Source organism: Kribbella sp. NPDC056951 (genome assembly GCF_042674205.1).
GTDB classification, from domain to species: domain Bacteria; phylum Actinomycetota; class Actinomycetes; order Propionibacteriales; family Kribbellaceae; genus Kribbella; species Kribbella yunnanensis.
In genome coordinates this window covers 162,168-183,500 of the sequence record NZ_JBHUQZ010000003.1, presented here as the reverse complement: position 1 = coordinate 183,500, position 21,333 = coordinate 162,168, and the positions used below count along the sequence as shown (strand labels likewise).

25 protein-coding genes and 2 tRNA genes are annotated in these 21,333 nt (G+C 67.3%); 5 read left to right on the top strand and 22 right to left on the bottom strand.

Annotation, left to right across the window (positions count from 1 at the left end; translation table 11 throughout):
- Window positions 1–80 precede the first annotated feature (80 nt).
- Genes ACFTSF_RS13690 through ACFTSF_RS13680 form a run of 3 tightly spaced genes read right to left on the bottom strand, consistent with a single transcriptional unit; the run spans window position 81 to window position 1,929 of the window.
- Window positions 81–1,106, bottom strand: a complete 1,026-nt coding sequence (locus ACFTSF_RS13690; RefSeq protein WP_380154135.1) for a UDP-N-acetylmuramate dehydrogenase — start codon at window positions 1,104–1,106, stop codon at window positions 81–83.
- Window positions 1,103–1,510, bottom strand: a complete 408-nt coding sequence (locus tag ACFTSF_RS13685) for a MaoC/PaaZ C-terminal domain-containing protein (RefSeq protein WP_380154134.1) — start codon at window positions 1,508–1,510, stop codon at window positions 1,103–1,105. The genes ACFTSF_RS13690 and ACFTSF_RS13685 overlap by 4 nt, the downstream gene beginning before the upstream one ends.
- Window positions 1,507–1,929 (bottom strand): MaoC family dehydratase N-terminal domain-containing protein, encoded by a 423-nt coding sequence (locus ACFTSF_RS13680; protein WP_344144490.1) that lies wholly within the window; start codon window positions 1,927–1,929, stop codon window positions 1,507–1,509. The genes ACFTSF_RS13685 and ACFTSF_RS13680 overlap by 4 nt, the downstream gene beginning before the upstream one ends.
- A gap of 81 nt (window positions 1,930–2,010) precedes the next feature.
- On the opposite strand from ACFTSF_RS13680, the gene ACFTSF_RS13675 reads away from it, so the two are divergent.
- On the top strand, window positions 2,011–2,757 hold the full coding sequence (locus tag ACFTSF_RS13675; RefSeq protein ID WP_380154133.1) for a hypothetical protein: 747 nt from the start codon (window positions 2,011–2,013) through the stop codon (window positions 2,755–2,757).
- 62 nt (window positions 2,758–2,819) lie between these two features.
- On the opposite strand, the gene rpmG is transcribed toward ACFTSF_RS13675, so the two are convergent.
- The 3 genes from rpmG to ACFTSF_RS13660 form a co-directional block, all read right to left on the bottom strand.
- Window positions 2,820–2,987, bottom strand: coding sequence for a 50S ribosomal protein L33 (rpmG, locus tag ACFTSF_RS13670; RefSeq protein ID WP_012923742.1), 168 nt, complete (start codon window positions 2,985–2,987; stop codon window positions 2,820–2,822).
- Window positions 2,988–3,050: 63 nt separating this feature from the next.
- Window positions 3,051–3,127, bottom strand: a tRNA-Met gene (locus ACFTSF_RS13665).
- A 50-nt stretch (window positions 3,128–3,177) separates the two neighbouring features.
- A tRNA-Thr gene (locus tag ACFTSF_RS13660) sits at window positions 3,178–3,250 on the bottom strand.
- A 193-nt stretch (window positions 3,251–3,443) separates the two neighbouring features.
- Here ACFTSF_RS13660 and ACFTSF_RS13655 point away from each other — a divergent pair.
- Window positions 3,444–4,067, top strand: coding sequence for a DUF899 family protein (locus tag ACFTSF_RS13655; RefSeq protein ID WP_380154132.1), 624 nt, complete (start codon window positions 3,444–3,446; stop codon window positions 4,065–4,067).
- Here the strand turns inward: ACFTSF_RS13655 and ACFTSF_RS13650 are convergent.
- The 12 genes from ACFTSF_RS13650 to ACFTSF_RS13595 all read right to left on the bottom strand — a co-directional run bounded on the left by ACFTSF_RS13650 (window position 4,064) and on the right by ACFTSF_RS13595 (window position 16,172).
- Complete coding sequence (locus ACFTSF_RS13650) at window positions 4,064–5,107, bottom strand: LLM class flavin-dependent oxidoreductase (protein ID WP_380154131.1); 1,044 nt, start codon at window positions 5,105–5,107, stop codon at window positions 4,064–4,066. The two genes, ACFTSF_RS13655 and ACFTSF_RS13650, sit on opposite strands and share 4 nt — an antisense overlap.
- Window positions 5,104–5,883, bottom strand: coding sequence for a DUF1684 domain-containing protein (locus tag ACFTSF_RS13645; protein ID WP_380154130.1), 780 nt, complete (start codon window positions 5,881–5,883; stop codon window positions 5,104–5,106). Before ACFTSF_RS13645 ends, ACFTSF_RS13650 begins: the two co-directional genes overlap by 4 nt.
- Entirely contained in the window at window positions 5,880–6,989 is a 1,110-nt protein-coding gene (locus tag ACFTSF_RS13640; RefSeq protein WP_380154129.1) for an LLM class flavin-dependent oxidoreductase, read from the bottom strand. Before ACFTSF_RS13640 ends, ACFTSF_RS13645 begins: the two co-directional genes overlap by 4 nt.
- A complete protein-coding gene (locus ACFTSF_RS13635; protein WP_380154128.1) occupies window positions 6,979–8,862 on the bottom strand; it encodes an FAD/NAD(P)-binding protein in 1,884 nt (627 codons plus the stop codon). The genes ACFTSF_RS13640 and ACFTSF_RS13635 overlap by 11 nt, the downstream gene beginning before the upstream one ends.
- Entirely contained in the window at window positions 8,859–10,175 is a 1,317-nt protein-coding gene (locus ACFTSF_RS13630) for an NtaA/DmoA family FMN-dependent monooxygenase (RefSeq protein WP_380154127.1), read from the bottom strand. Before ACFTSF_RS13630 ends, ACFTSF_RS13635 begins: the two co-directional genes overlap by 4 nt.
- On the bottom strand, window positions 10,172–11,275 hold the full coding sequence (locus tag ACFTSF_RS13625; RefSeq protein WP_380154126.1) for an LLM class flavin-dependent oxidoreductase: 1,104 nt from the start codon (window positions 11,273–11,275) through the stop codon (window positions 10,172–10,174). Before ACFTSF_RS13625 ends, ACFTSF_RS13630 begins: the two co-directional genes overlap by 4 nt.
- Window positions 11,272–12,327: an NADPH-dependent FMN reductase gene (gene ssuE, locus ACFTSF_RS13620; protein ID WP_380154125.1), complete on the bottom strand. Its 1,056-nt coding sequence runs from the start codon at window positions 12,325–12,327 to the stop codon at window positions 11,272–11,274. The genes ACFTSF_RS13625 and ssuE overlap by 4 nt, the downstream gene beginning before the upstream one ends.
- A gap of 18 nt (window positions 12,328–12,345) precedes the next feature.
- Window positions 12,346–13,332 carry an ABC transporter substrate-binding protein gene (locus ACFTSF_RS13615; protein WP_380154124.1) on the bottom strand — a complete coding sequence of 329 codons (987 nt, stop codon included), beginning with the start codon at window positions 13,330–13,332 and terminating at the stop codon, window positions 12,346–12,348.
- Window positions 13,333–13,340: 8 nt separating this feature from the next.
- Complete coding sequence (locus tag ACFTSF_RS13610) at window positions 13,341–14,291, bottom strand: ABC transporter substrate-binding protein (protein ID WP_380154123.1); 951 nt, start codon at window positions 14,289–14,291, stop codon at window positions 13,341–13,343.
- Window positions 14,292–14,301: 10 nt separating this feature from the next.
- Window positions 14,302–15,063 carry an amino acid ABC transporter ATP-binding protein gene (locus ACFTSF_RS13605; protein ID WP_344144466.1) on the bottom strand — a complete coding sequence of 254 codons (762 nt, stop codon included), beginning with the start codon at window positions 15,061–15,063 and terminating at the stop codon, window positions 14,302–14,304.
- Window positions 15,060–16,022: an amino acid ABC transporter permease gene (locus tag ACFTSF_RS13600; RefSeq protein ID WP_380154122.1), complete on the bottom strand. Its 963-nt coding sequence runs from the start codon at window positions 16,020–16,022 to the stop codon at window positions 15,060–15,062. Before ACFTSF_RS13600 ends, ACFTSF_RS13605 begins: the two co-directional genes overlap by 4 nt.
- Window positions 16,023–16,097: 75 nt before the next feature.
- Window positions 16,098–16,172: a putative leader peptide gene (locus ACFTSF_RS13595; protein WP_355460830.1), complete on the bottom strand. Its 75-nt coding sequence runs from the start codon at window positions 16,170–16,172 to the stop codon at window positions 16,098–16,100.
- Between the two features lie 365 nt (window positions 16,173–16,537).
- On the opposite strand from ACFTSF_RS13595, the gene ACFTSF_RS13590 reads away from it, so the two are divergent.
- On the top strand, window positions 16,538–17,386 hold the full coding sequence (locus ACFTSF_RS13590) for a M23 family metallopeptidase (protein ID WP_380154121.1): 849 nt from the start codon (window positions 16,538–16,540) through the stop codon (window positions 17,384–17,386).
- Window position 17,387: 1 nt separating this feature from the next.
- Here ACFTSF_RS13590 and ACFTSF_RS13585 read toward each other — a convergent pair whose 3' ends face one another.
- On the bottom strand, window positions 17,388–17,873 hold the full coding sequence (locus ACFTSF_RS13585) for a GNAT family N-acetyltransferase (RefSeq protein ID WP_380154120.1): 486 nt from the start codon (window positions 17,871–17,873) through the stop codon (window positions 17,388–17,390).
- Window positions 17,874–17,930: 57 nt separating this feature from the next.
- Here ACFTSF_RS13585 and ACFTSF_RS13580 point away from each other — a divergent pair, with 57 nt between their 5' ends.
- Complete coding sequence (locus tag ACFTSF_RS13580) at window positions 17,931–18,386, top strand: GNAT family N-acetyltransferase (protein ID WP_380154119.1); 456 nt, start codon at window positions 17,931–17,933, stop codon at window positions 18,384–18,386.
- Here ACFTSF_RS13580 and ACFTSF_RS13575 read toward each other — a convergent pair.
- Entirely contained in the window at window positions 18,376–19,467 is a 1,092-nt protein-coding gene (locus tag ACFTSF_RS13575) for a sensor histidine kinase (protein ID WP_380154118.1), read from the bottom strand. The genes ACFTSF_RS13580 and ACFTSF_RS13575 overlap by 11 nt on opposite strands.
- The gene (locus tag ACFTSF_RS13570) at window positions 19,464–20,123 is read right to left on the bottom strand and encodes a response regulator transcription factor (protein WP_344144452.1); all 660 of its coding nucleotides are present in this window, start codon (window positions 20,121–20,123) and stop codon (window positions 19,464–19,466) included. The genes ACFTSF_RS13575 and ACFTSF_RS13570 overlap by 4 nt, the downstream gene beginning before the upstream one ends.
- 37 nt (window positions 20,124–20,160) lie before the next feature.
- On the opposite strand from ACFTSF_RS13570, the gene ACFTSF_RS13565 reads away from it, so the two are divergent.
- Window positions 20,161–20,811 carry a M15 family metallopeptidase gene (locus ACFTSF_RS13565; RefSeq protein ID WP_380154117.1) on the top strand — a complete coding sequence of 217 codons (651 nt, stop codon included), beginning with the start codon at window positions 20,161–20,163 and terminating at the stop codon, window positions 20,809–20,811.
- On the opposite strand, the gene ACFTSF_RS13560 is transcribed toward ACFTSF_RS13565, so the two are convergent.
- On the bottom strand, window positions 20,808–21,323 hold the full coding sequence (locus ACFTSF_RS13560; RefSeq protein ID WP_344144448.1) for an N-acetyltransferase family protein: 516 nt from the start codon (window positions 21,321–21,323) through the stop codon (window positions 20,808–20,810). The genes ACFTSF_RS13565 and ACFTSF_RS13560 overlap by 4 nt on opposite strands.
- Window positions 21,324–21,333: the final 10 nt, after the last annotated feature.

Here is a 21,333-nt window from a genome sequence, read left to right as displayed (position 1 = left end):
GCTTCGGACCTACCCGGTTCGTGAGCCAGGTTGGCCCCCGGTGTAGCTACGGCAGCCGGGGGTTTGCTGTTCGCGGCAGGTCAGAGGGTGCAGTTCACCAGGACTGGTTCGTTGATGAGGGTGATGGCGAAGGCTTGGTGGACCTGGGAGCGGACGTGGGTGGCCAGGGAGAGGAGGTCCTTGGCGGTGGCGGTGCCTCGGTTGGTGAGGGCGAGGGTGTGTTTGGTGGAGACGGCGGCGGCGCCGAGGGTGAAGCCCTTGGGGATGCCGGCGTGTTCGATCAGCCAGGCGGCGCTGGTTTTGGTGCGGCCGTCGGGCTGGGGCCATTGGGGGGCGCCGGCGGGGACTTCGGCGGGGGTGTCGAGCATCGGGTTGGTGAAGAAGGAGCCTGCGCTCCAGGTGTCGTGGTCGGCCGGGTCCAGGACCATGCCTTTGCTGCGGCGTAGGGCCAGGACGGCTTCGCGTACGTCGGTCATGGGGGCGCGGGCGTCGGGTTCGACGTCCAGGACGCGGGCCAGCTCGGCGTAGCCGATGGGGGCGGAGAGGTTGCCGAGCTTCAGCTGGAAGGCGACCTCCAGTACGACGAAGCGCTCGGGCGCGGACTTGAACATCGACGACCGGTACTCGAAACCGCAGTCGGCGGCGAAGATCGTGCGGATGCGGGATTCGGCGCGGTCCCAGACGCGGACCGAGGCGACGGTTTCGGCGACCTCGTGGCCGTAGGCGCCGACGTTCTGGACGGGGGTGGAGCCGGTCAGGCCGGGGATGCCGGACATCGACTCGAGGCCGCTCCACTGTTCGGCGATCGCGCGCTGGACGACGGCGTCCCAGTCCTCGCCGGCCTGGATGTGGATCATCGCGCCGGAGCAGGCGTCGGCGTCGACCTTGATGCCCTTGGTGGCGACCTTGATCACGGTGCCGCGGAAGCCGTCGTCGCCGATCACGACGTTGCTGCCGCCGGAGAGCAGCAGGACGGGTTCGGCGGCCGCGTCGGCGTCGCGGACGGCGGTGATCAGCTCGTCCTCGGTGGTCACCTCGACGAGTTTGTCGGCCGGCCCGCCGATCCGCAGGGTGGTGAAGCCGGCCAGCGGTACCTGGGTTCTCACGAGACGCGCACGACCGCCCGGGACCGGCCGAGGACCTTCTCGCCGCCGAAGATCGCGGTGATGTCGAACTCGGCGAGTCCGTCGGCGACCTTGTCGGCCTTGGCGGAGAACGTCACCTCGGCGCCGTCGGCGTCATCCGGTACTACTACCGGCTTGGTGAACCGTACGCCGTACTCGACCAGGTCGGCGGGGTCGTCGAGCCAGTCCGTGACGACGCGGACCGCGGAGGCCATCGTGAGCATGCCGTGCGCGATCACGCCGGGCAGACCGAGAGCGGCCGCCATCCGGTCACTCCAGTGGATCGGGTTGAAGTCGCCGCTGGCGCCGGCGTACCGGACCAGGTCCTCGCGCCTCAGCGTGACGGTCAGCGAGGGGAGCTCGGTGCCTACCTCAACCGATTTCATGAGTCCGCCCGGTTGTGCGAGATCGTGGAGGTCGAGGTGGCGATCGGCTCGCCGTCGACCGTGGTGAGGGCGGTTTCGTACATGATCACCTCGACGTCACCGGCCTTGCGGACGGTGGTGATGGTCGCGGTCGCCGCGATGTCGTCACCAGCCTTGATCGGGCGGGTGTAGCTGAACTTCTGCGCGCCGTGCACGATCCGGTCGAGCCGCAGCCCGAGCTCCTGGTCGTTCAGCAGCTGCTCCAGCGCCCGGCTGCCGAGCATGAACGCGAACGTCGGCGGTGCCACCGCGTCGTCACCGGTGTACGCCGGGTTGTCGTCGCCGATCGCGGCGGCGAACTCCCGGATCTTCTCCCGGCCGACCTGGTAGCTCTCGGCGGCCGCATAGCTCCGGCCGACCATCGTGGCGTCGATCGTCATAGCGCCAGAGCCTACTGGCAGACTAGGACGCCCGGAGCCGCCACCCGGGAACCGTGCGACCCGAACTGGGGAAGGTTGAACGTGACGGCAGTAACGGCGCTGGCCAGGTACGCGCCTCGCTACAAGCTGGAGATCGGTACGCCGAGTGGCCCGGAATGGCTGCGGGTGAGCCACATTCTGGAGCCGGACGGTCCGGAGCTGACTGAGCTGCTCAAGCGGGACAACGACGCGAGCGGGCACGTCTCGGCGCATGCGAACGCGCTCAGCCTGATGTCCTTCTACGCGGGCCGCGCGCCGGCGGCCGCACTGCTGTTGTGGGCGCTCGAAGGCCACGTGCTGGACATCCGGCCGCAGAACCTGTGGGTAAGACCACACGACGGCCACGGGCTGGCCGCAGTCGCCATCGGGTCCGCCGACTACCTCCCAGGCGGTCTGGAGACCCTGTACGACGTCGTGCTGCGTCAGCACCTGCTCCCGCTGTCGGAGGAGCTGCACCGGCGGACCAGGGCCGGTCTGCGCCAGGTGCACGGTGGAGTGGCGGCGGGCTGCGCTATGGCGTTCTGCGCGGCCACCCGCGAGGACGAGTCGATCGACCCCGGTTTCCTGCTGGAGCGCTGGCAGACGTTCGTGGCGAAGGCTCCGGCCGGGCTGAACAAGCTGGGCGACGTGGAGCTGGCCGGCGGGAAGCTGGTCTACCTGCGGAAGACCTGCTGTCTCTACTACACGAGCGAGTCCGGCGACGGGGCGCTCTGCGGCTCCTGCTGCCTGACACCGCGCGACGAGCGACTGGCGGCGTACGAAGCGGGCCGCCCGATCGTCACGGTCTAAGCGGGCACAACGAAAGGGCCGCCCCGGTCACCCGGAGCGGCCCTCGCGAAAGACTGCTGAGGTCAGCGGGTCTCGCGGTGGTCCGTGTGGTCGTTGCAACGCGCGCAGTACTTCTTCATCTCCAGGCGATCCGGGTCGTTGCGCCGGTTCTTCTTGGTGATGTAGTTCCGCTCTTTGCAAACCGTGCACGCCAGCGTGATCTTCGGGCGGATGTCGGTCGACTTGGCCACTGCTGCCTCTTTACCTCATGAGTGCGCAACTTGGGTGATCGCACTCTCGAATACTGCGTTGCGTGGTAGCGGGGGCGGGAGTCGAACCCGCGACACCACGATTATGAGCCGTGTGCTCTAACCACCTGAGCTACCCCGCCGGGAGAGTTCTTCAGGTCACCCGGCGAACCGGATGACCTGTCGATCTCAGAGCCCCTTTACGGAATCGAACCGTAGACCTTCTCCTTACCATGGAGACGCTCTGCCGACTGAGCTAAAGGGGCGGGCCGAGGAGAGAGATTACACGGTCTGCCGCCTCGATGTGAAATCGAGCCAGGCGCACTGTGTGCCCCCCTCTGTCCGACTCGGAAATCATACCGGGTCCCGAGTAGTGCTTTTGACCATCCCCCGATGTCGAGAGCCGCCGCGCAGCTTCGACTTCAGTTCGTAGGCACTCAACGACGAGAGGACGATCAGATGACCGCGCTACCGACAGTGGTCTCGGCCGAGGAGTGGGAGAAGGCCCGGGCCGAGCTGCTCACCGCCGAGAAGGCGGCGACCCGGGTCCAGGACCAGCTGGCGGCGCAGCGAAGGCGGCTGCCGATGGTCCAGTTCGGCGACTACACGTTCCAGTCCCCGGCCGGTCCGGTGACGCTGCTGGAGCTGTTCGGCGACCAGCAGCAGCTCGCGCTCTACCAGTTCATGGACGCCGGCCCGGAGCACTTCTGCCCCGGCTGCACGTACTTCACCAAGCAGGTCACCGACCTGGACGGCCTGCTGGGCAGCGGTATCGCCTGGGCGACGGTCTCGGACATGCCGCTCGCCCAGATGAGCGGGTACTGGGAGCAGATGGGCTGGACCGTCCCGTTCGCCTCCTCAGCCGGTACGACGTTCTCCGCCGACTGCGGTGCCGGCGGTGGGTTCCTGCTCAACTCGTTCCTGCGGGACGGCGACACCGTCTACCGCACCTACTCCACCACCCAGCGCGGTGTGGACCGCGTCCTGTTCGGCAACAACATCCAGGACCTGTCGGTCTACGGCCGGCAGGAGGAGTGGGAGGACTCCCCCGCCGGCTGGCCACAGCACCCGACGTACGGCTAGTTCCAGACGCGTGAGGGGTACGACGACCGCAGTACCGGGAGCACGTCTGTGACGAAGGTCTCCACCGAGGCGCGGTTCTCGGCCTCGGGGAGGCCCGCCACTTCCAGTGAGACGCCGGACAGCTCGTGGCCGAACGCCTCCTGGTAGCGGCCGAACTTGTCGATCACCTGTTCCGGCGACCCCACCAGCACGGACCCCTGCTCGAGGAACTCCTCCAGCGTCTTGAACGGGAGCTGGTTATGACGAGCACCCGGTGAGTCCATGAACGCGTCGAAGATCGGCCGGTAGCCGTCCAGTGCGTCCTGCGAGCTCTTGCGCACGTAGAGCCCGTTGAACCCCGCCCCGACCACCGCATCAGCCGGGTCGCGCCCGTACGCCTCCCAGCGCTCCCGGTAGTGCCGGATCAGCCCGGCGTACTTCGCCAGTGGGTGGAACCCGTTCGCCGAGAACAGCGGGTCGCCAAAACGAGCGGCCAGCTCGGTGGACTCCTCAGACGACGCAGACCCATGCCAGAGCGGGATGCCATCAGGACGGAAGGGCCGGGGCTGCGTGGTGGCATCGACCAGGTCGGGGCGGTATTGACCGGACCAGCTCACCCCGGTCTCCCGTAGCAACCGCCGGAGCAGCTCGTACTTCTCCCGGTTCCGGTCCCACTGCCCGTCCAGGTCGTACCCGAACAGTGCGTTCTGATCCGGGTCGTTCCCCTTCCCGATGATGATGTCCAGCCGCCCACCGGACAGCTGGTCCAGCGTCGCGTAGTCCTCAGCCACCCGCACCGGGTCCAGCAACGACAGCACAGTCACCGTCGTCAGCAACCGGATCCGCGAGGTCGATGCGGCGATGTAGGACAGCACCACCGGCGGGGACGACGAGATGAAGCGCTGCGCGTGCCGCTCCCCCACGCCGTACCCGTCGAACCCGAGCTCCTCGGCCCACTGCGCCTGCCGGACCACGTGCTGAAAACGCTCGTACGTCGTCAGCTGCACACCACTGATCGGGTCCGGGGAGTTGTCGATCAGGGTGTAGGTACAGAACTTCACCGGACCTTCTTCTCGCCGGCCGCCACCGGCAGTCCGAGTCGGTTGCCCGTCACCGGCGCCGGGCAGGTCCCGAAGGCAGTGAAGGCGAACGGCAGGTTGATCGCGCGGTTGAAGTCGATCAGCACCGACCCGTCGCGCTCCACCACCCCAGTGGTCACAGTGCGCCAGGGCGCAGTCTCAGTGCCGTTGGTGTCGTCGTGGAACGACAGCGAGAGCCGCCCGTCCGACGCAGCCGTCGCCACCAGCTCGTACGCCGACTCCGCCAGCGCGAGGTGGACCGTACCGACCGCAGTGACGTGCTGACGCAAGTCATCGCGCGCAGTCGACACCTCGACCCGCTCGGGAGCGCCGTACGGCGTGTACCAGCCGCGCACCGCCCATTCCGGATCCAGCGGGTACGTCGGTACGCCGGTGAACCCCTGTCGAGTCGCGGCACCGGGGTCCCGCTGCCGGACGGCGTACCGACCGCCTCGCAGCACCAGCTCGATCAAGCGGTCGCCGAACAGCAGCCAGCTGAGCGAACCAGCCTCAGCGACCGTCGCCGACACCGCCCCATCCACCGGCTCACCATTCAGCGTCAGCGAGCCGTCAGCCACCACATGCGCACGGCCATCGGCCGCCCACCACTTCCCAGGCAGTCCGGACAGCGCAGCGGGCTCGGTAGGGAGCCAGTCGAACCCAACGATCGTCAGCCAGCCATAGTCCGTGTTCAGGTCCTGCTCACGCGCGACATGCCACGCGTGCCAGTCCTGCTCCAGATCCGAGACAACTGTCATGAGGCCAGGTCCTTCCGGGATTCACGGTGGGCGATTTCGGAGCGGACCAGCGGGATGACGTAGCGCCCGAAGTCGACCGCGTCGTCGTAGATGTCGTAACCACGCGCCGAGAAGATCCGGATGCCCAGGTCGTAGTAGTCCAGGAGCGCTGCGGCGATGGTGTCCGGCGTACCGACCAGTGCGGTCGAGTTGCCACCGCCTCCGGTCAGACCGGTCGGTGCGGTCCAGAGAGCGCGGTCGTGCCGGTCCCCTTCCGACACTGCCTTGAGCAGCCGCTGCGAACCGGCGTTCTCCGGGTTGGTCCGCGAGCGCAGCCGGGCCTTGGGAGACGGCGTACCGGCCTGGACGTCCTTGATCCGGCCCAGGATGCGCTCGGCCTTCTCCCATGCGAGTTCCTCGGTTGCGCCGATGATCGGCCTGAAGGCGATCTGGATCGTCGGCCGATCCGCCCGCCCGGCTCGTGCAGCCTCGGCGTCGATCGTGGCCAGCTGCTCGCGCGTCCCGGCCAGCGGCTCACCCCAGAGCGCGAAGATGTCCGCCTCGGCCGCACCGACGGCGTACGCGGCGGCTGACGAGCCACCGAAGGAGATGCGCGGCCGGGGCTGCTGCAGTGGCTTGATATCCGCGACGAACTGCTCGAACTGGTAGTGCTTCCCCGCGAAGTCGAACCGCTCGTCGGAGGTCCAGGCCTGCTTGAGGATCTGGATGAACTCCTGCGTCCGCCCGTACCGGTCGTCCTTGCTCAGGAAGTCGCCCTCGGCGGCCTGGTCCGCGGTCGACCCACCGGTGATGACGTGCACCTCGAAACGCCCGCCGCTGATGTGATCGAGCGTGGCGAAGGTCTTGGCGGTCAGCGTCGGGTAGGCGACGTTCGGCCGGTGCGCGACGACGAGGTTGATCCGCTCGGTGCGGCCGGCGACGTACGCCGCGACCTGCGACGGATCGGGCGAACCGGAGTGGTACGCGAACAGGATCCGGTCCCAGCCGTTGTCCTCGTGGGCGCGCGCCAGCTTCGCGGTGTACTCCAGATCGAGGGCACCACCGGTGCGCGGCTCGACCTCACTGGCCGGGTTGGTCCCGGCGATCCCCAGGAACTCAACTGGCATGACGTTCTTCCTTCCGTACGGCGGGTGCGAGCAAACTGAGCAGATTCCGGGCGACGGCGTCGTTCTGCCGGAAGCCGGGACCGTTGAAGTTCGGGCGGGAGAATCCGGAGGAACCGGCCGAACCAGAGACCGACGGCCCGAGGAGAAACAGCCCCGGATGCACAGAACCGTCGGCGCGAATCGCCCGGCTCTGCGCGTCGGCCTTGAGCTGACCGCCGCCGAGGCTCGTGCCATCAGTGGCAAACAACTCGTCAGCCGCCAGCGTTCCGTCCGCCAGAAGTCCACGCAGCAAGGGATCCGTGGCAGCCAGTACGTCGGGCCGCGGCAACCGCGCCTCGACAAAAGCGCGGGCCTGGATCGTCCCAGCCACCGCCGGGGACCGCGCGACGAAGCGATCGTTGTCGATAGCAACTTCCAGGTCAGGCCCGGCGAACCGGACGATTCCGGCCCGGTGCAAGGCGAGCAACTCCTCGAGCCGGCGCGGCGGCGGACCACTGGCCACGAACGAGAAGAACCCGTGCCACTCGGTCTCGACTCGTCGTACCCGATCCTCGTCGGACAGCCGACCCTCGGTGATCGCGACCGACAACACGCTGTAGATGCTCAGCAACGCGTTGAAGACGGCGAGATCGGCCGAGTACTCCGGGTTGGCGCGGCGGAGCAGGTCGTTCTCGATCAGCTCGGTCAGGAACTGTTCGAACGTGTACCAGTCGTCGAAGAACCTTCCATGCAACGGCCGATCCACGTCCGACCGCACAAACCGATCCAACGGATCCGGTACGGCGGTCTCCACCGCAGCCACGAAATCCGGTGCGTCGGGCAACGATCGGTCCAGGACATCCCGGAAGAGAGTCCACTCCCAGCGAGTGCGTTCGGGGTGCGCGGTGAACAGCTGCTGGTAATGCGCGAAGGCCAGTTCCTTGTCGATCAATGGCTGCAGCTGACTGTCGAAGTCGAGCACGCCATCGCCAAGAGCGTCGAGTGCGGCCTTGGTCAGGTAGCGCGTTGGCACGGGCTTGGTTCCGGCCACGGTGTAGCCGAGTTTCGCGTGATACGGCACGCCGCGCCGGGAGCCGACGTACAGGATCGGCTCGGCGCCGGACGGGTGGTACGTGAGTAGGCCGTCATGTTCGTCGTACCAGCCGCCGCGGGCCTCGGTGAGTAGCACCATCAGGTCGATGAAGGCCTGGCCGAAGCCGCGGACGATGACGCGTTCACCGGGCTGCAGGCCGCCCAGGTCGACGTCGGCCGTGTAGCCGGGTGGGATGTAGGTGAGACCAGCCGCCGCGGCCTTGTCGGCCCAGGCCGTTTCTGATGCTGTCGGCAACCGATCGAGATACCCGAGAGCCAGTACGACGAGGTCTGCCTGGATCTCGTGTCCCGACGCGAGGATCACGCGCTGGTCGGGTGTCAGCTCGACCGCCCGCTCGAGATGCGTGGTCACCGTGGCCGGTAGGTCGCCGACGACGCGCTCCCACACCCAGGACAGGTACTCCGCCTGGACCAGTCGCGGCGGGAAGTCCATCGGACCGGGCTGCTCGATGCCAGCTCGTTCGAGGATGGTTGCGCCGGCACCGGCCACCCAGGTCGCGAGGTCGGGGCCTGGGCGGATCGGACCTTCGCACTCGACGGACTCGTCGGTGAAGATCGTGACGTCCGAGGTCATCGAGTTCATCCAGAGCAGACGGGATTGCTCCCGCCGCCAGATCCGGCCACCACCGGCGGGGAACGGATCCACGACATGGATCTCGACCGGTCCGTCGGCAAGCAGTTCGCCCGCGTTGGCGGCGAACCGCTCGAGCAGGCCGACCGTGCGTGGTCCACCGCCGACGAAGACCACGGTTGGGCGGCGGTGGATCGTGCTGACGCTCATTGGGCGAGCCCGAGATGCGAGCGGAGCGTCGTACCGGTGTATTCGGACCGGAAGACGCCTCGTTCGCGCAGCAGGGGGACTACGCGGTCGACGAAGTCGTCGAGGCCGCCAGGGGTCAGGTGCGGGACCAGGACGAAGCCGTCGGCCGCGTTCTCCTGGACGTGGCGGTTCATCTCGGTGGCCACGGTTTCCGGCGAACCGATGAAGGTCTGACGGTTCTGCTGGTTGATCACGGTCTGCCGCAAGGACCAGCCGTTCGCGTCGGCGGCCTCGCGCCACTCCTTGATGATCGACGCCGGATCGTTGAATCCGGCGCGGCCTTGGGTGACAGTCGAGCCGATGACCGGATCCTCTGCAGGCAGTGGACCGTCCGGGTCGTACGCCGACAGGTCGCGTCCCCAGATGAGCTCGGCCAGCACGATCGCGGTCGGGCCGGAAACCTGCTGCTCGCGGATGTGCCGCGCCTTCTCGACCGCCTCGGCGTCGGTGTCGGCGACGACGACCGTCACCGCGGGCATGATCTTCAGCGACTCCTCGGTGCGGCCGTGCTTGGCCAGGCGGTCCTTCACGTCCTTGTAGAAGGTCTGCCCGGCCGCGAACGAACCGTGCCGGCTGAAGATCACATCCGCGCCGGAGGCCGCGAAATCGCGCCCCTGATCGCTGTCACCGGCCTGGATCACCACCGGCCGCCCTTGCGGCGACGGCGGCAACCCGAACCGGCCATGGATCCCGAAGTGTGCGCCCTCGTCCGCAAAGGCCCCAGTGCCTTCACGGGCGAACACGCCCGCCTCTTGATCCAGTACGAGGTCGTCGTCGGCCCAGGAGTCCCACAGCTTCCGGACGATCCGGAGTGACTCCTGCGCCCGGACGTAGCGGTCGGCCTTGTCGAGGTAGCCGCCGCGGCGGAAGTTCTCGCCGGTGAACGCATCCCAGGAGGTGACGACGTTCCAGGCCGCGCGACCGCCGGACAGGTGGTCGAGGGTCGCGATCCGCTTGGCGAGTTCGTAGGGTTCGTTGAACGTCGAGTTGACGGTCGCTGCCAGGCCGAGGTGTGTGGTGACCGCAGCCAGCGCGCTGAGCACGGTCAGCGACTCCGGTCGCCCGACGACATCGAGGTCGTGGATGCGGCCTTTCACTTCGCGCAACCGCAATCCCTCGGCCAGGAAGAAGAAGTCGAACGTACCGCGCTCTGCCGTCGCCGCAAGGTGTTTGAACGACGTGAAGTCGATCTGCGAACGGGACTCGGGATCGGCCCACACCGTCGTGTTGTTCACGCCCGGGAAGTGCGCCGCCAGATGAATCTGCTTCGTCATCGCGCCACCCCGTTCGCATACCGATTGGCCGGCCGCGCAAGCCCCAACCTGTTCCGCAACGTCGTCCCAGGACGATCAGCCGCCGCTACCTGCAACAACGGCAACAACTTCTCCGCAATCACCGGTACGTCGAGCTCCAACGAGGCCGGCCTGAAGTGCACCCCGTCGACACCGGCCGCCTGCCACTTCCTCACGAGGTCGGCCAGCCCTTCAACCCCACCCACGTAGTCGAACGAACCACCTTCCGCCCGCCGCTCAGCCGCAGCCGAGTCCGCATCCAGCAGTACGCCGACCGACACCAGCACCCGAGGCCCCCCACTCCCCGCCGCCGGCTCCGACCCGTCACCGCGGGCGGCTGCTCGGATCGCGTCCACCCGCTCCGCGAGGTGCTCGGCCCCTGGCAGCAGGACCAACTCGGCGTGGGCTGCGGCTTCGAGGGCGTCCGGGGTGTTCACTCGGACGGCGGTGACTGGGTGGCCTTGTGGGGGTCTTGGGACGATGGAGGGGCCTTTGATGTTGAAGTTCGGGCTTTGGTAGTCGACGTAGTGGAGGCGGTCTCGGTCTACGAAGCGGCCGGTGGGGGCGTCGCGGATGATGGCGTCGTCGTCCCAGGAGTCCCAGAGGCGGCGGCTGACATCGACGACGTACCGGGCTTCGCGCCAGAGGTCGGCGGCCGGGGCGGGTTCGCGGCGGCCGATGACGGAGGCTGCTTCGGCGGAGGTGGAGACGTCGGCTACCCAGCCGCCGCGGCCGGAGGAGACGTAGTCGAGGGTGGCTACGGACGCCTGCACGTGGAAGGGCTCGGTGTGGGTGACGGTGATGGTCGGCAGGAGGCCGATGCGTGAGGTGGCGGGGGCGATGCGGGCCGCGAGGCCGAGGGCGTCCAGTCGCACGCTCACCGCGTCCGCCACATCAGCAGGTGCCTCCAACGTGTCGGCGAAGGTGGCGATGTCGATGCCGGCGGCCTCGGCACGTTGGACGGCGCGTAGGGCGAGCGAACCGGTGAGGATCGCTCCCGGGTCGACGTCCGCTCCGCGCCACGCACCTGGGTGGCCGCCGGCGCCGTCGATCTCGAGGGCGGTGATCAGTCGACGACTCATGAGGCCACCTTGAAAGCGAGGGTGAGGTCCTTCGTGAACGGCAGTGGGCCGATCGACTCGGGGTCGGCGTCGACGTCGAACTGCGGTTCGAAGCCGACGGCTCGGTAGAGCGCGGCGGCCTCGGGCTGGCGAGGGCCGGTGGTGAGGTAGAGCTTGCGGTAGCCGAGATCTGCGGCCGCCTGCTCCAACTCCGCGAGTACCCGGCGACCGAGCCCTTGGCGACGATGCAGGTGTGAGGTCCACATCCGCTTCACCTCGGCGGTCTGGTCGTCGTACCGGCGAATGGCACCGCCGGCCACGGTCTGGCCGCCGTACCGGAGTAGGACGAAGGCACCGCCGCTGTCCGCGTGGAAGTCGGTCGGTGGGACCTCGGTGAGCTGGGTGTTCTCGTTCGTGCGGCCGTAGCGGGTGCTGTACTCGACGACCAGGTCCGCGAGCAGCGGCGCGGCCTCGGGGTCCTCGGGGCGTGCCCGGAGCACCTCGATCGCCGCGGCCTGCACCGGTGGGCTGTCGACCGCCTCACCACCTTCGACGGCCGTCAGGAAGCCCTCGACAACCTGGTAGAGCGGCACCGACGCCGCCTGATCGAGCAGTACGCCGCCCCCGTCGTACAGGTTGATGTGTGACGAGAGGACGAACCAGCCCTGCGTGATCGCACCCGGACCGAGACTCGACAGCACCGGCCGCAACGCGTAGTCGATGACCAGCACGTGGGCGGGTGTCCCACCCGTTGCCAACGGCAACACGGTCTTGCCCTTCAGCGCGTACTGCGGCAGCAGGTCGAGGAACACCTTGAGCAGACCGGCGTACGCCGCCTTGTACACGGGAGTCGTGACGACGACGGCGTCGGCCGACTCGAGGGTCTTGACCGCGGCCGCGATACCGGGGTCGTCGGCGTCGCCGTGCAGCAACGGCTCGGCCGGGAGGTCGCGGAGCACGATGGGGGTGACCTCGTGGCCGTGACTGATCAGACGCTTGGTGACGTAGTCGAGGACGGCGTCGGTCCGGGACGGTACCGACGGGCTGCTGGAGATCGTTGCGATGGTCGCCATGTTTCTCCTACTCGTGCACTACTTGGCTGGAGGCTTGGGAAGGCCGGGCGGGTTGACCAACGACTTCGGGACGGCCTCGTCGTTGAGCCCCCACTTGGCCAGCACCTTGGCGTAACTGCCGTCGGCGATCGCCGCGTTCAGGGCGTCGGCCAAGGGCTTGACCAGGCCGTTGTCCTTCTTGGTGGTGACTCCGACCAGCCCTTGGATCGGATAGCCGGACGACACCGTGCCGACGATCTCGGTCTGGTGCTGGGTGGCCACGTGATAGGTCGCGTTCGGGTTCGGCCCCAGGTACAGGTCGATCCGCCCGGACTGCAGTGCGAGGAACGTGTCAGCGGACTGCTGGTAGTACTTGAGGTTCGCGGCCGGCCGGCCCGCGGCGGCGTTCTGCTTGTTCCACTCGAGCAGGATCGCCTCCTGCAAGGTGCCGGAGCTGACCGCGACGTTCTTGCCGCTGATATCGGCCGGACCGGCGATCTTCAGGCCGGAACCCTTCTTGCCCTCGAAGGCGTGCAAACCGAGCCGGTACGTCGCGAAGTCGTACTTCTCCTTGCGCAGTTCGGAGACGCCGATGTTGGAGATGCCGACCTGGTACTTGCCGGAGTCCAGTCCGAGGAACAGGTTCTCCCAGCTGGTCGTCTGCACCTCGGCCTGCAGACCGAGCACACTGGCGACGAGATGCGCGATGTCGATCTCGACACCGATCGGTGTCTTGTTGTCATCGGCCGTGAACCCGAGCGGCGGCTGACCACCACCCGCCGAACCGTTGCCAACCACCAACTTCCCGCTGGCCTTCACGTCCGCCGGCAGCTCGGCCGCGATCGAGTCGACCTTCGCCGTCGTGATGTGCACCTGCTTCGCCGAGGTGTCGAACGAAACCGCCGAGGTGTCGCCCCGGGGAGCCTCGGTAGGCGGATCAGCGCACGCAGCTGCCGCGAGGAGCAAGACCGCGCCTAGCGCCGCCGCTCTCCACCCCGCTCGGCGCGGTTCCTGTGTTGATCGCATGGTCGTCCTCAGTTCGTGATCGGTAGGCCGGGTGGGTTGATTTCCGACTTCTCGACCGCTTCCGAGGCGACGTTCCAGCGGGCGAGGACCTTGGCGTAGCTGCCGTCCGCGATGGCCGCGTTCAGCGCCGCCTGGTAGGCCTCGACAAGCCCGCTGTCCTTCTTCGTCGTCGCCGCGATCAACCCCTGCAGCGTCGGCCCCGCACCGGAGAACTTGCCGATCGACTCCGTCTCCCCGGAGGTCGCGATGTGGTACGCGATCGACGGGTTCGGCCCGAAGTAGCCGTCGATCCGCCCCGAGCTCAGCGCCAGGTAGGTGTCGGTGTTCTTCTGGAAGTACTTGATCGTGGCGGCCGGCAACCCAGCCTTGATGTTCTCCTCGTTCCAGTCGACCAGGATCTTCTCCTGGTTCGTCCCGGACCCGACCGCGATCGTCTTACCGGCGATGTCCTTGCCGGACGTGACCTTCCAGGTCCCACCCTTCTTCGCCTCGAACGCGATGTCGTCCTTGCGGTACGTCGCGAAGTCGTACTTCTGCTTGCGCTTCTCGGTAACCGTGATGTTGCTGAAGCCGACGTCGTATTTGGCCGAGTCGAGTCCGACGAACAGGTTCTCCCAGCTCGTCACCTCGATCTCCGGCTTCAGCCCGAGCTCACCGGCGACCAGATACGCGATGTCGACCTCGAGACCGATCGGGGTCTTGTTGTCGTCGGCGTAGAAGCCGAGCGGCACACTGCCGCTGCCGTAACCGCCACCGACGATCAGCGTGCCGCGCTCACGGATCTTCGCCGGCAGCAACGCGGCCGCGGCGTCGTTCTTCTTCACCTCGACCCGCTTCTGATCCGCCGAGGTGTTCACCCCACCGGTTTCGGCCGAGACCTGCGTCGTCGGGTCGGCGGTGCAGGCAGTTGCCGCCAGCAACACGGTGGCTGCAACGGCGAAGTACAGGGGACGTTTCATTTCAGCTTCCTCAGAGGACTTTGGAGATGAAGGCGCGAGTGCGCTCGTGGACGGGGTTGTCGAGCACCTGGTGCGGCGGTCCCGACTCGACGATCACGCCGCCGTCGATGAAGACCACCGTGTCGGCGATCTCCCGGGCGAAGCCGATCTCGTGGGTGACGACGACCATCGTGGAACCGTCGCGGGCGAGTTCCTTGATCACATCGAGGACCTCGCCGACCAACTCGGGATCGAGCGCCGACGTCGGTTCGTCGAACAGCAGCACCTTCGGTCGCAGCGCAAGAGCCCGGGCGATCGCGACCCGCTGCTGCTGACCACCGGACAGCTGCCGCGGATACACGTCGGCCTTGTCGCCGACGCCGACTCGCTCCAGCAGTTCGCGGGCGAACGGTTCGACTTCACTGCGCTTGCGGCGCTGGGACGAGACCGGCGCCTCGACGACGTTCTGCAACGCGGTCAGATGGCCGAACAGATTGAAGTTCTGGAACACGAACCCCACCTGCGAACGCTGATGCAGGATCTCGCGCTCACGCAGTTCGTACAGCTTGTCGCCGCGCCGCTTGTAGCCCATCAACTGGCCGTCGATCCGGATCAACCCGCGATCGACCTTCTCCAGATGGTTGATCGACCGCAGCAGCGTCGACTTCCCTGAACCGGACGGTCCGAGGATCACCGTGACAGTGCCGGCCCGGACCTCGAGATCAACACCCTTGAGAACCTCGAGCTCCCCGAAACTCTTGTGCACACCCTTGATATCCACCATCGCGCTCATCGAGCCGCCCTCGCCTTCAGGTCGCCCCAGGTTCGCCGTACTCGCTGGATAGGTGTCGGCGGCAACGATCTCGCCGTACCGCGGGCGAAGTGCCTCTCGACGTAGAACTGGGCGATCGACAGCAGCGTGGTCAGGACGATGTACCAAACTGTTGCCACCATCAGCAGCGGGACGACGCGGCTGTTGCGGCCGTAGATCACCTGCACCTGGTAGAAGAGTTCGGGGATCGCCATCACCGAGACGATCGACGTTCCCTTGAACAGGCTGATGACTTCGTTGGCGCCGTTCGGCAGGATCGACCGCATCGCCTGCGGAAGCACGATCCGGAAGAACTGCCGCAGCTTCGGGATCCCCAGCGCCGCAGCGGCCTCCACCTGACCGGCATCGACCGAGATGATCCCGCCGCGAATGATCTCCGCCGCGTACGCCGCCTGGTGCAACGCCAGCCCCAGTACGGCGGCACCCAGCGGACCGAACAGGTTGTTCGTACTGAAGTGCACGAACTCCGGTCCGAACGGGATACCCAGGCTCAGTTCCTGATACAGGTAAGCGATGTTGAACCAGAACAGCAGCTGCACGATCAGCGGGATCGAGCGGAACGCCCAGATGTAGCCCCAGGCAACGACCTGGAGAAACGGACTGCTGGACAGGCGCATCGTCGCCACCACGGCACCGAGCGCGAAGCCGAGCACAGTCCCGTAGACGGTCAGCTGGACGGTCACCCAGAGCGCGGAGAAGATCGTCCGGGTGGTGAAGAACTGGAAGAACGTCGGCCAATCCCAGCCAGGGTTGGTGACCAGGCCGTTGACGAACATCGCGAGCAAGGTGAGGACGACGACGACACCGACCCAGCGCCACGGGTGACGGCGAGCGATGACAGGCAGATCGGCATCGGCCGGTACGCCGTTTGCCGGTGGATCGGCGGTGTCCTGTGCGGACGTGAGTGAGGTGGTCGACACGTGTTCTCCCTGGCGGTGGGCAGGCTGACGCGGACGTCCGGACCCGGACGTCGAGAGGGCAGTACTAGAGAGCTGTCAGCGCCGACAGAGTGCGCTGGAGACCCGCAGCAGGTCGATGTGGAGGCGGTAGTACGGCAGTGCGCGCGTCATCTCCGTCTCCTTCGTTTGCCACTGAAATCTGCGGACTTCACCCAGTATGGGACGAACTTGAAAGATCAGTAAGTTAGTGGACAAACCTCTCATTATATGGACGGCTTATATCGGGTCCCGGGGCCGTGGTAAGCCAACTTCACGGGTGATCCCGGTCACGCGGTGATCGCCGTTTCAAGCAGCTGCCGCCACGCCTGAGCGCGCACAAGGCGAAGGACGGCAGTCGCTCAGTGTCACCGAATTCCGTGATCCGGTTGCAATCCGCATTTGAGGCCGTCGTGATCTGCTCGTTATGGTCGATGAGCTGCCGAGGACCTCACCCGGTGGCTACCCCCACCTGGAAGGCCATCGTGTCCTCTCACCCTGTGGCCAAGCACCGGTCAAAGGCCCGTAACAAGCAACGAAGTACCAGCCGCCGGACGCAACTGGTCGGTCTCACCGCCGCCCTCGCCGCGACCGCGGGCACCATCGGCTTCACCGCCTCCATGGGCGAGGCCTCCACCGCGAGCACCGGACTGAGCCCCTCACAGGCCGACGCTCTCACCGCAGCCCGAGTCGAGCGTCGTGACCTCGGCTCCCGGGACGCATCCCGGATCAACCTGTCGCTCGCCGAGGCCAAGGCGTACCAAGAGCGCGCGGCCAGGGGCACCCTGACCTCGCGTCGCGCCCTGGCACTGTCGGCCGCCAAGGCGAAGTCCGCCCAGCTCGCCGCCGCGAAGGCCAAGGCCGTCGCCGCAGCAAAGGCAGCCGCGGTCGCGAAGGAGGCCGCGCTGGCCAAGGAGGCCGCGCTCGCCAAGGCGAAGGCCGCCGCCGGGCCGAAGGTCGTCCTGCCGACCACCGGCTACCACCTGACCGCTCGCTTCAACCAGGCCGGCGGCCGCTGGGCCCACAACCACACCGGCCTCGACTTCGCTGCGGCGTACGGGACTCCCGTTCGTGCGGTGATGGCCGGCGAGGTCATCCAGGCCGCCTTCGAAGGCGCCTACGGCCGCCAGGTGAAGGTTCGCCACGCCGACGGCACCGTGACGTCGTACAGCCACATGTCCGAGTTCGACGTCTCCGTCGGCGACAGCGTCACCGCCGGCACGCAGGTCGGCGCGATCGGCATGACCGGTAACACCACGGGCCCGCACGTGCACTTCGAGGTCCTGCCCGACGGCGAGAACCCGGTCAACCCCGACCCGTGGCTCCGCAAGCACGGCGTCAACCCGTAGTTCAGAGAGTCAAAGCCAGCACGAGGTCGTCGGTCGTCCCGCCGTCGATCAGGAACTCGCTGGTGTGGACAGCTTCCACCACGTAGCCGTGGCGTTCGTAGAGCCGACGGGCTGCCGTGTTCGATCCGAACACGTGCAGACTGAGCTTGCGAGCGCCGCGGCTACGCGCTTCTGCACCGGCAGCGGTCAGCAGCGCCCCCGCAACCCCGCGACCCCGAGCCGCCTTGGCGACCGCGAGCCCGTTGATCGCCAGTACGCCGGCTCCTTCGGGGAACGGGTACTTGTTCTCCAGCCGCAGATATCCCACGACGACGCCGTCGTCCTCCGCGACCAGGTGAGCCTCCGGCCCACTTCGCCCGAAGAAGGTGTCACCCATCTTCTCCAGGTACGACGGGAAGCCCGACGACCCGTCCCATGACGTCAGCTCGATCTCCAGCAGCGCCGCGTCGTCGGTTGCCTCTGCCCAGCGAATCTTCACCTCACTCATCTCACCATCGTCACCCAGCCGGGAGGTCACTCCCCCGGCGATGAAAGACTGGAGGCTGTGAGGACCCAGGTGGTGACCGCGGAAGATCGGGCAGCGCTGACGCAGTTCCTGCAGGAAGCCGATCTGACGTTGAGCGGTCTCGACGATCCCGGCGTACTGGTCTGGATCGACCGTGACGAGTCCGGCGCGGTGATCGGCAGTACCGGGTTCGAGCTCAGCACCGACCGCGACCACGCGCTGATCCGTAGCGTCGCCGTACATCCCGACGCCCGCCGCGGTGGCTACGGCACGGCGCTGGCGAGGTTCGCCTTGGACGAAGCAGCTCGCCAGGGCGCCCACTCAGCCTGGCTCTTCAGCCGCCGCTCCGGCCCGTTCTGGCAACGCCTCGGCTTCCACCCAGCCGATCGCGATGCCCTAGCCGCCGCCCTCCCCCACACCCACCAAGTCCGCCTCTTCACCCAAACCGGCCAACTCCACCGCGAAGTAGCCTGGTCCCGCCCACTCAGTCGCTGACTAGTTCAGCACTGGGAAGAGTGACTGTGGCGGTGAGGCCGCCGTTGGGGTTGGCGGTGAGGTCGAGGGTGCCGTGGTGGGTTTCGACGATGCGGGCGACGAGGGCCAGGCCGAGTCCGTGACCGGCGCCGTACCGGTCCTTGGCGAAGGGCTCGACGAAGGTGTGGACCTGGGTGGGGTCGAGGACCGGGCCGGTGTTGCGCACGATCAGGCGGCCGGGTGACAGCGCCAGGGTGACTGAGCCGCCGGGGCCGAGGTTGTGCCGGATCGCGTTCTGAACCAGATTCGTGACCAGTTGGTGCAGCAGGATTTCATTGCCCTCGACAACCGATTCGGCGAGCGCAGTCTCCACGGTGATCCCGGCCGCGCGGGCCTCGGACGTCAGCACCGGGAGGGCCGTACGGACAATGGCGGACAGGTCGAGCGGGTCGAGCTCGACCTCGCGATTGTTCAGCGCGGCCAGGCTGAGCAGCGCCTCGACAATGTCGATCCCGCGCTGGTTCGTCTCGGCCAGCCGTTTCACCAGCTCCGGCACATCCTGATGCTCGGGATCGGCCTGCGCGACATCGAGCATCGTCTTCATCACGGCATGTGGAGTGCGTAGTTCGTGCGAGGCATTGGCCGCGAACCGCCGGTACTGGTCGAACGACGCCTGCAACCGATCCAGCATCGCGTCGAACGTGTCGGACAAGTCCGTGAACTCGTCCCGGATCCCGGTCAGCCCGATCCGGTGATCAAGCGCACCGGTGGATGCCCGCTGAGCGGCCGCGGTGATCTCCTGCAACGGCTTGAGCATCCGCCCGGCCAGGAACCAGCCGCCGACCAGGCCGACGATCGCCAGGAAACCGATCGCGTACGCGGACAGTTTCACCGTCAGATCGAGAATTTCGCCGCGCGTCGGGGCCGGCCGTTCGTCGCGCGGATTGGCGGCGATGAACGGATAGTTCGGCACGATCCGGAAGACCAGCCACAGGATGCACGCCATCACGCCACCGGCGACGACCAGCAACCCGGCGTAGCTCAGAGTCAGTCGCAGCCGGACGGTCAGCCGCGGCCGCCACGTGATCAACGGCGAACTCATGCGCCCATCCGATAGCCGACACCGGGCACGGTATGGATCACCCACGGATCACCGAGCCGCTTCCGTACGGCGGAGATGGTGATCCGGACCGCGTTGCTGAACGGGTCCGCGTTCTCGTCCCAGGCCTTCTCCAGCAGGGTTTCCGCGCTGATCACCCCACCGCGTGCGGTCATCAACACCTCCAGGACGGCGAACTGCTTGCGAGTCAGTTTCACGAAATGGCCGTCCCGGTAGACCTCGCGACGATACGGGTCGAGCCGCACCCCGGCGTACTCGATCACTGTCGGTGTGGCCGCGGCGGGGCGGCGCAGTAGCGCACGTAGCCGGACGATCAGCTCGCGCAACTCGAACGGTTTGGTCAGGTAGTCGTCGGCACCGAGCTCGAACCCGGTCACCTTGTCGTCCAGGTCACCGGCCGCGGTCAGCATCAGCACGCGACATCCGATGCCCTGCGCAACGATCTGCCGGCAAACCTCGTCGCCGTTCGGGCCGGGGATGTCGCGGTCCAGGACGACGACGTCGTAGTCGTTCACCGCGACCGCCTCCAGCGCCGCGTCCCCGTCGAAGGCCAGGTCGGCCGCGATCGCCTCCAGCCGCAGGCCGGCCCGGATCGCCTCGGCGAGATAGACCTCGTCCTCCACGACCAGCACCCGCATACCGACCATTGAAGCAGGCCGGGGATATCGAAAACGTATGCCGAAACGTAGACGCTCCGGCAACATCGACTCAGATGAACTGTTCGGCATGATCGAAACCACACCTCGTCGCTCCACCGCCCTGACCGGGCTGGTGATCGTTGCCGCGGTCACCAGTTTTGGTCTGGCCGCCTGCTCCGCGGTCTCCGCCGCCGACCAGTCCGACACCTCGACCCCGTCCGGCACCCCGCGCGGCAAGTCCGGCGGCGGCAGCAAGCTCCCCGGCGCCGCGGACGGCAAGCTGCCGTCCGGGACCAGCGCCTTCGACACCGACCTGCCCGGGATCGCCAACCTCGATCCCAAACTGCGAGCGGCCGTCCAGAAGGCCGAGACTGCGATGAAGGCGGACGGCGTACCGATGCAGGTCACCACAGGCTGGCGGAGCAAGAAGTACCAGATCGAGCTGATGGACAAGGCGATCAAGCAGTACGGCAGCCGAGAGAAGGCGCGCAAGTACGTCGCCGATCCGGACGAGTCGCATCACGTCACCGGTCACGCGGTCGACATCGGCCCGACCGACGCCGACGACTGGCTGATCCGCAAGGGCAATCGGTACGGCCTGTGCCAGACCTATTCCAACGAGATCTGGCACTTCGAGTTGGTCACCACGCCCGGCGGCGACTGCCCGCCGATGACCACGCCGTCCTAGCTCGGTTCCTCCGGCGGATCCGGCAGTACGGCGAGTGGCCGTTGTCCCCAGGCCACGTCGTGCCAGCCGCCGAGCTTCCAACCGATGTTGCGGTAGGTTCCGATCGGTTCGAACCCGAGCGCCTTGTGCAGCCCGACGCTGGCATCGTTCGGCAAGGTCATCCCGGCGATCGCGGTCCGGTACCCGCGGGCGATCAGCCGCTCGAACAGCGCCTCGTAGAGCGCTCGCCCGGCCCCGGTACGACGCCGTCCGAGCTCCAGATAGACGCTGACCTCACAAGACCACCGGTACGCCGCTCGTGGCTTCATCGGACCGGCATACGCGTAGCCGGTCACCTGCCCGGCGTCCTCGAAGACCACCCAGGCGTGCGTCTCGAGCGCCTGCTTGATCCGCGCGCCCATCTCCTCCGGCGTCGGCGGCTCGGTCTCGAACGTGATCGCGGTGTCGGTGACATAAGGCGCGTAGATCGCCGCACAGGCTGCGGCGTCCTCCGGGCCGGCATCTCTGATCATGTAACGATAG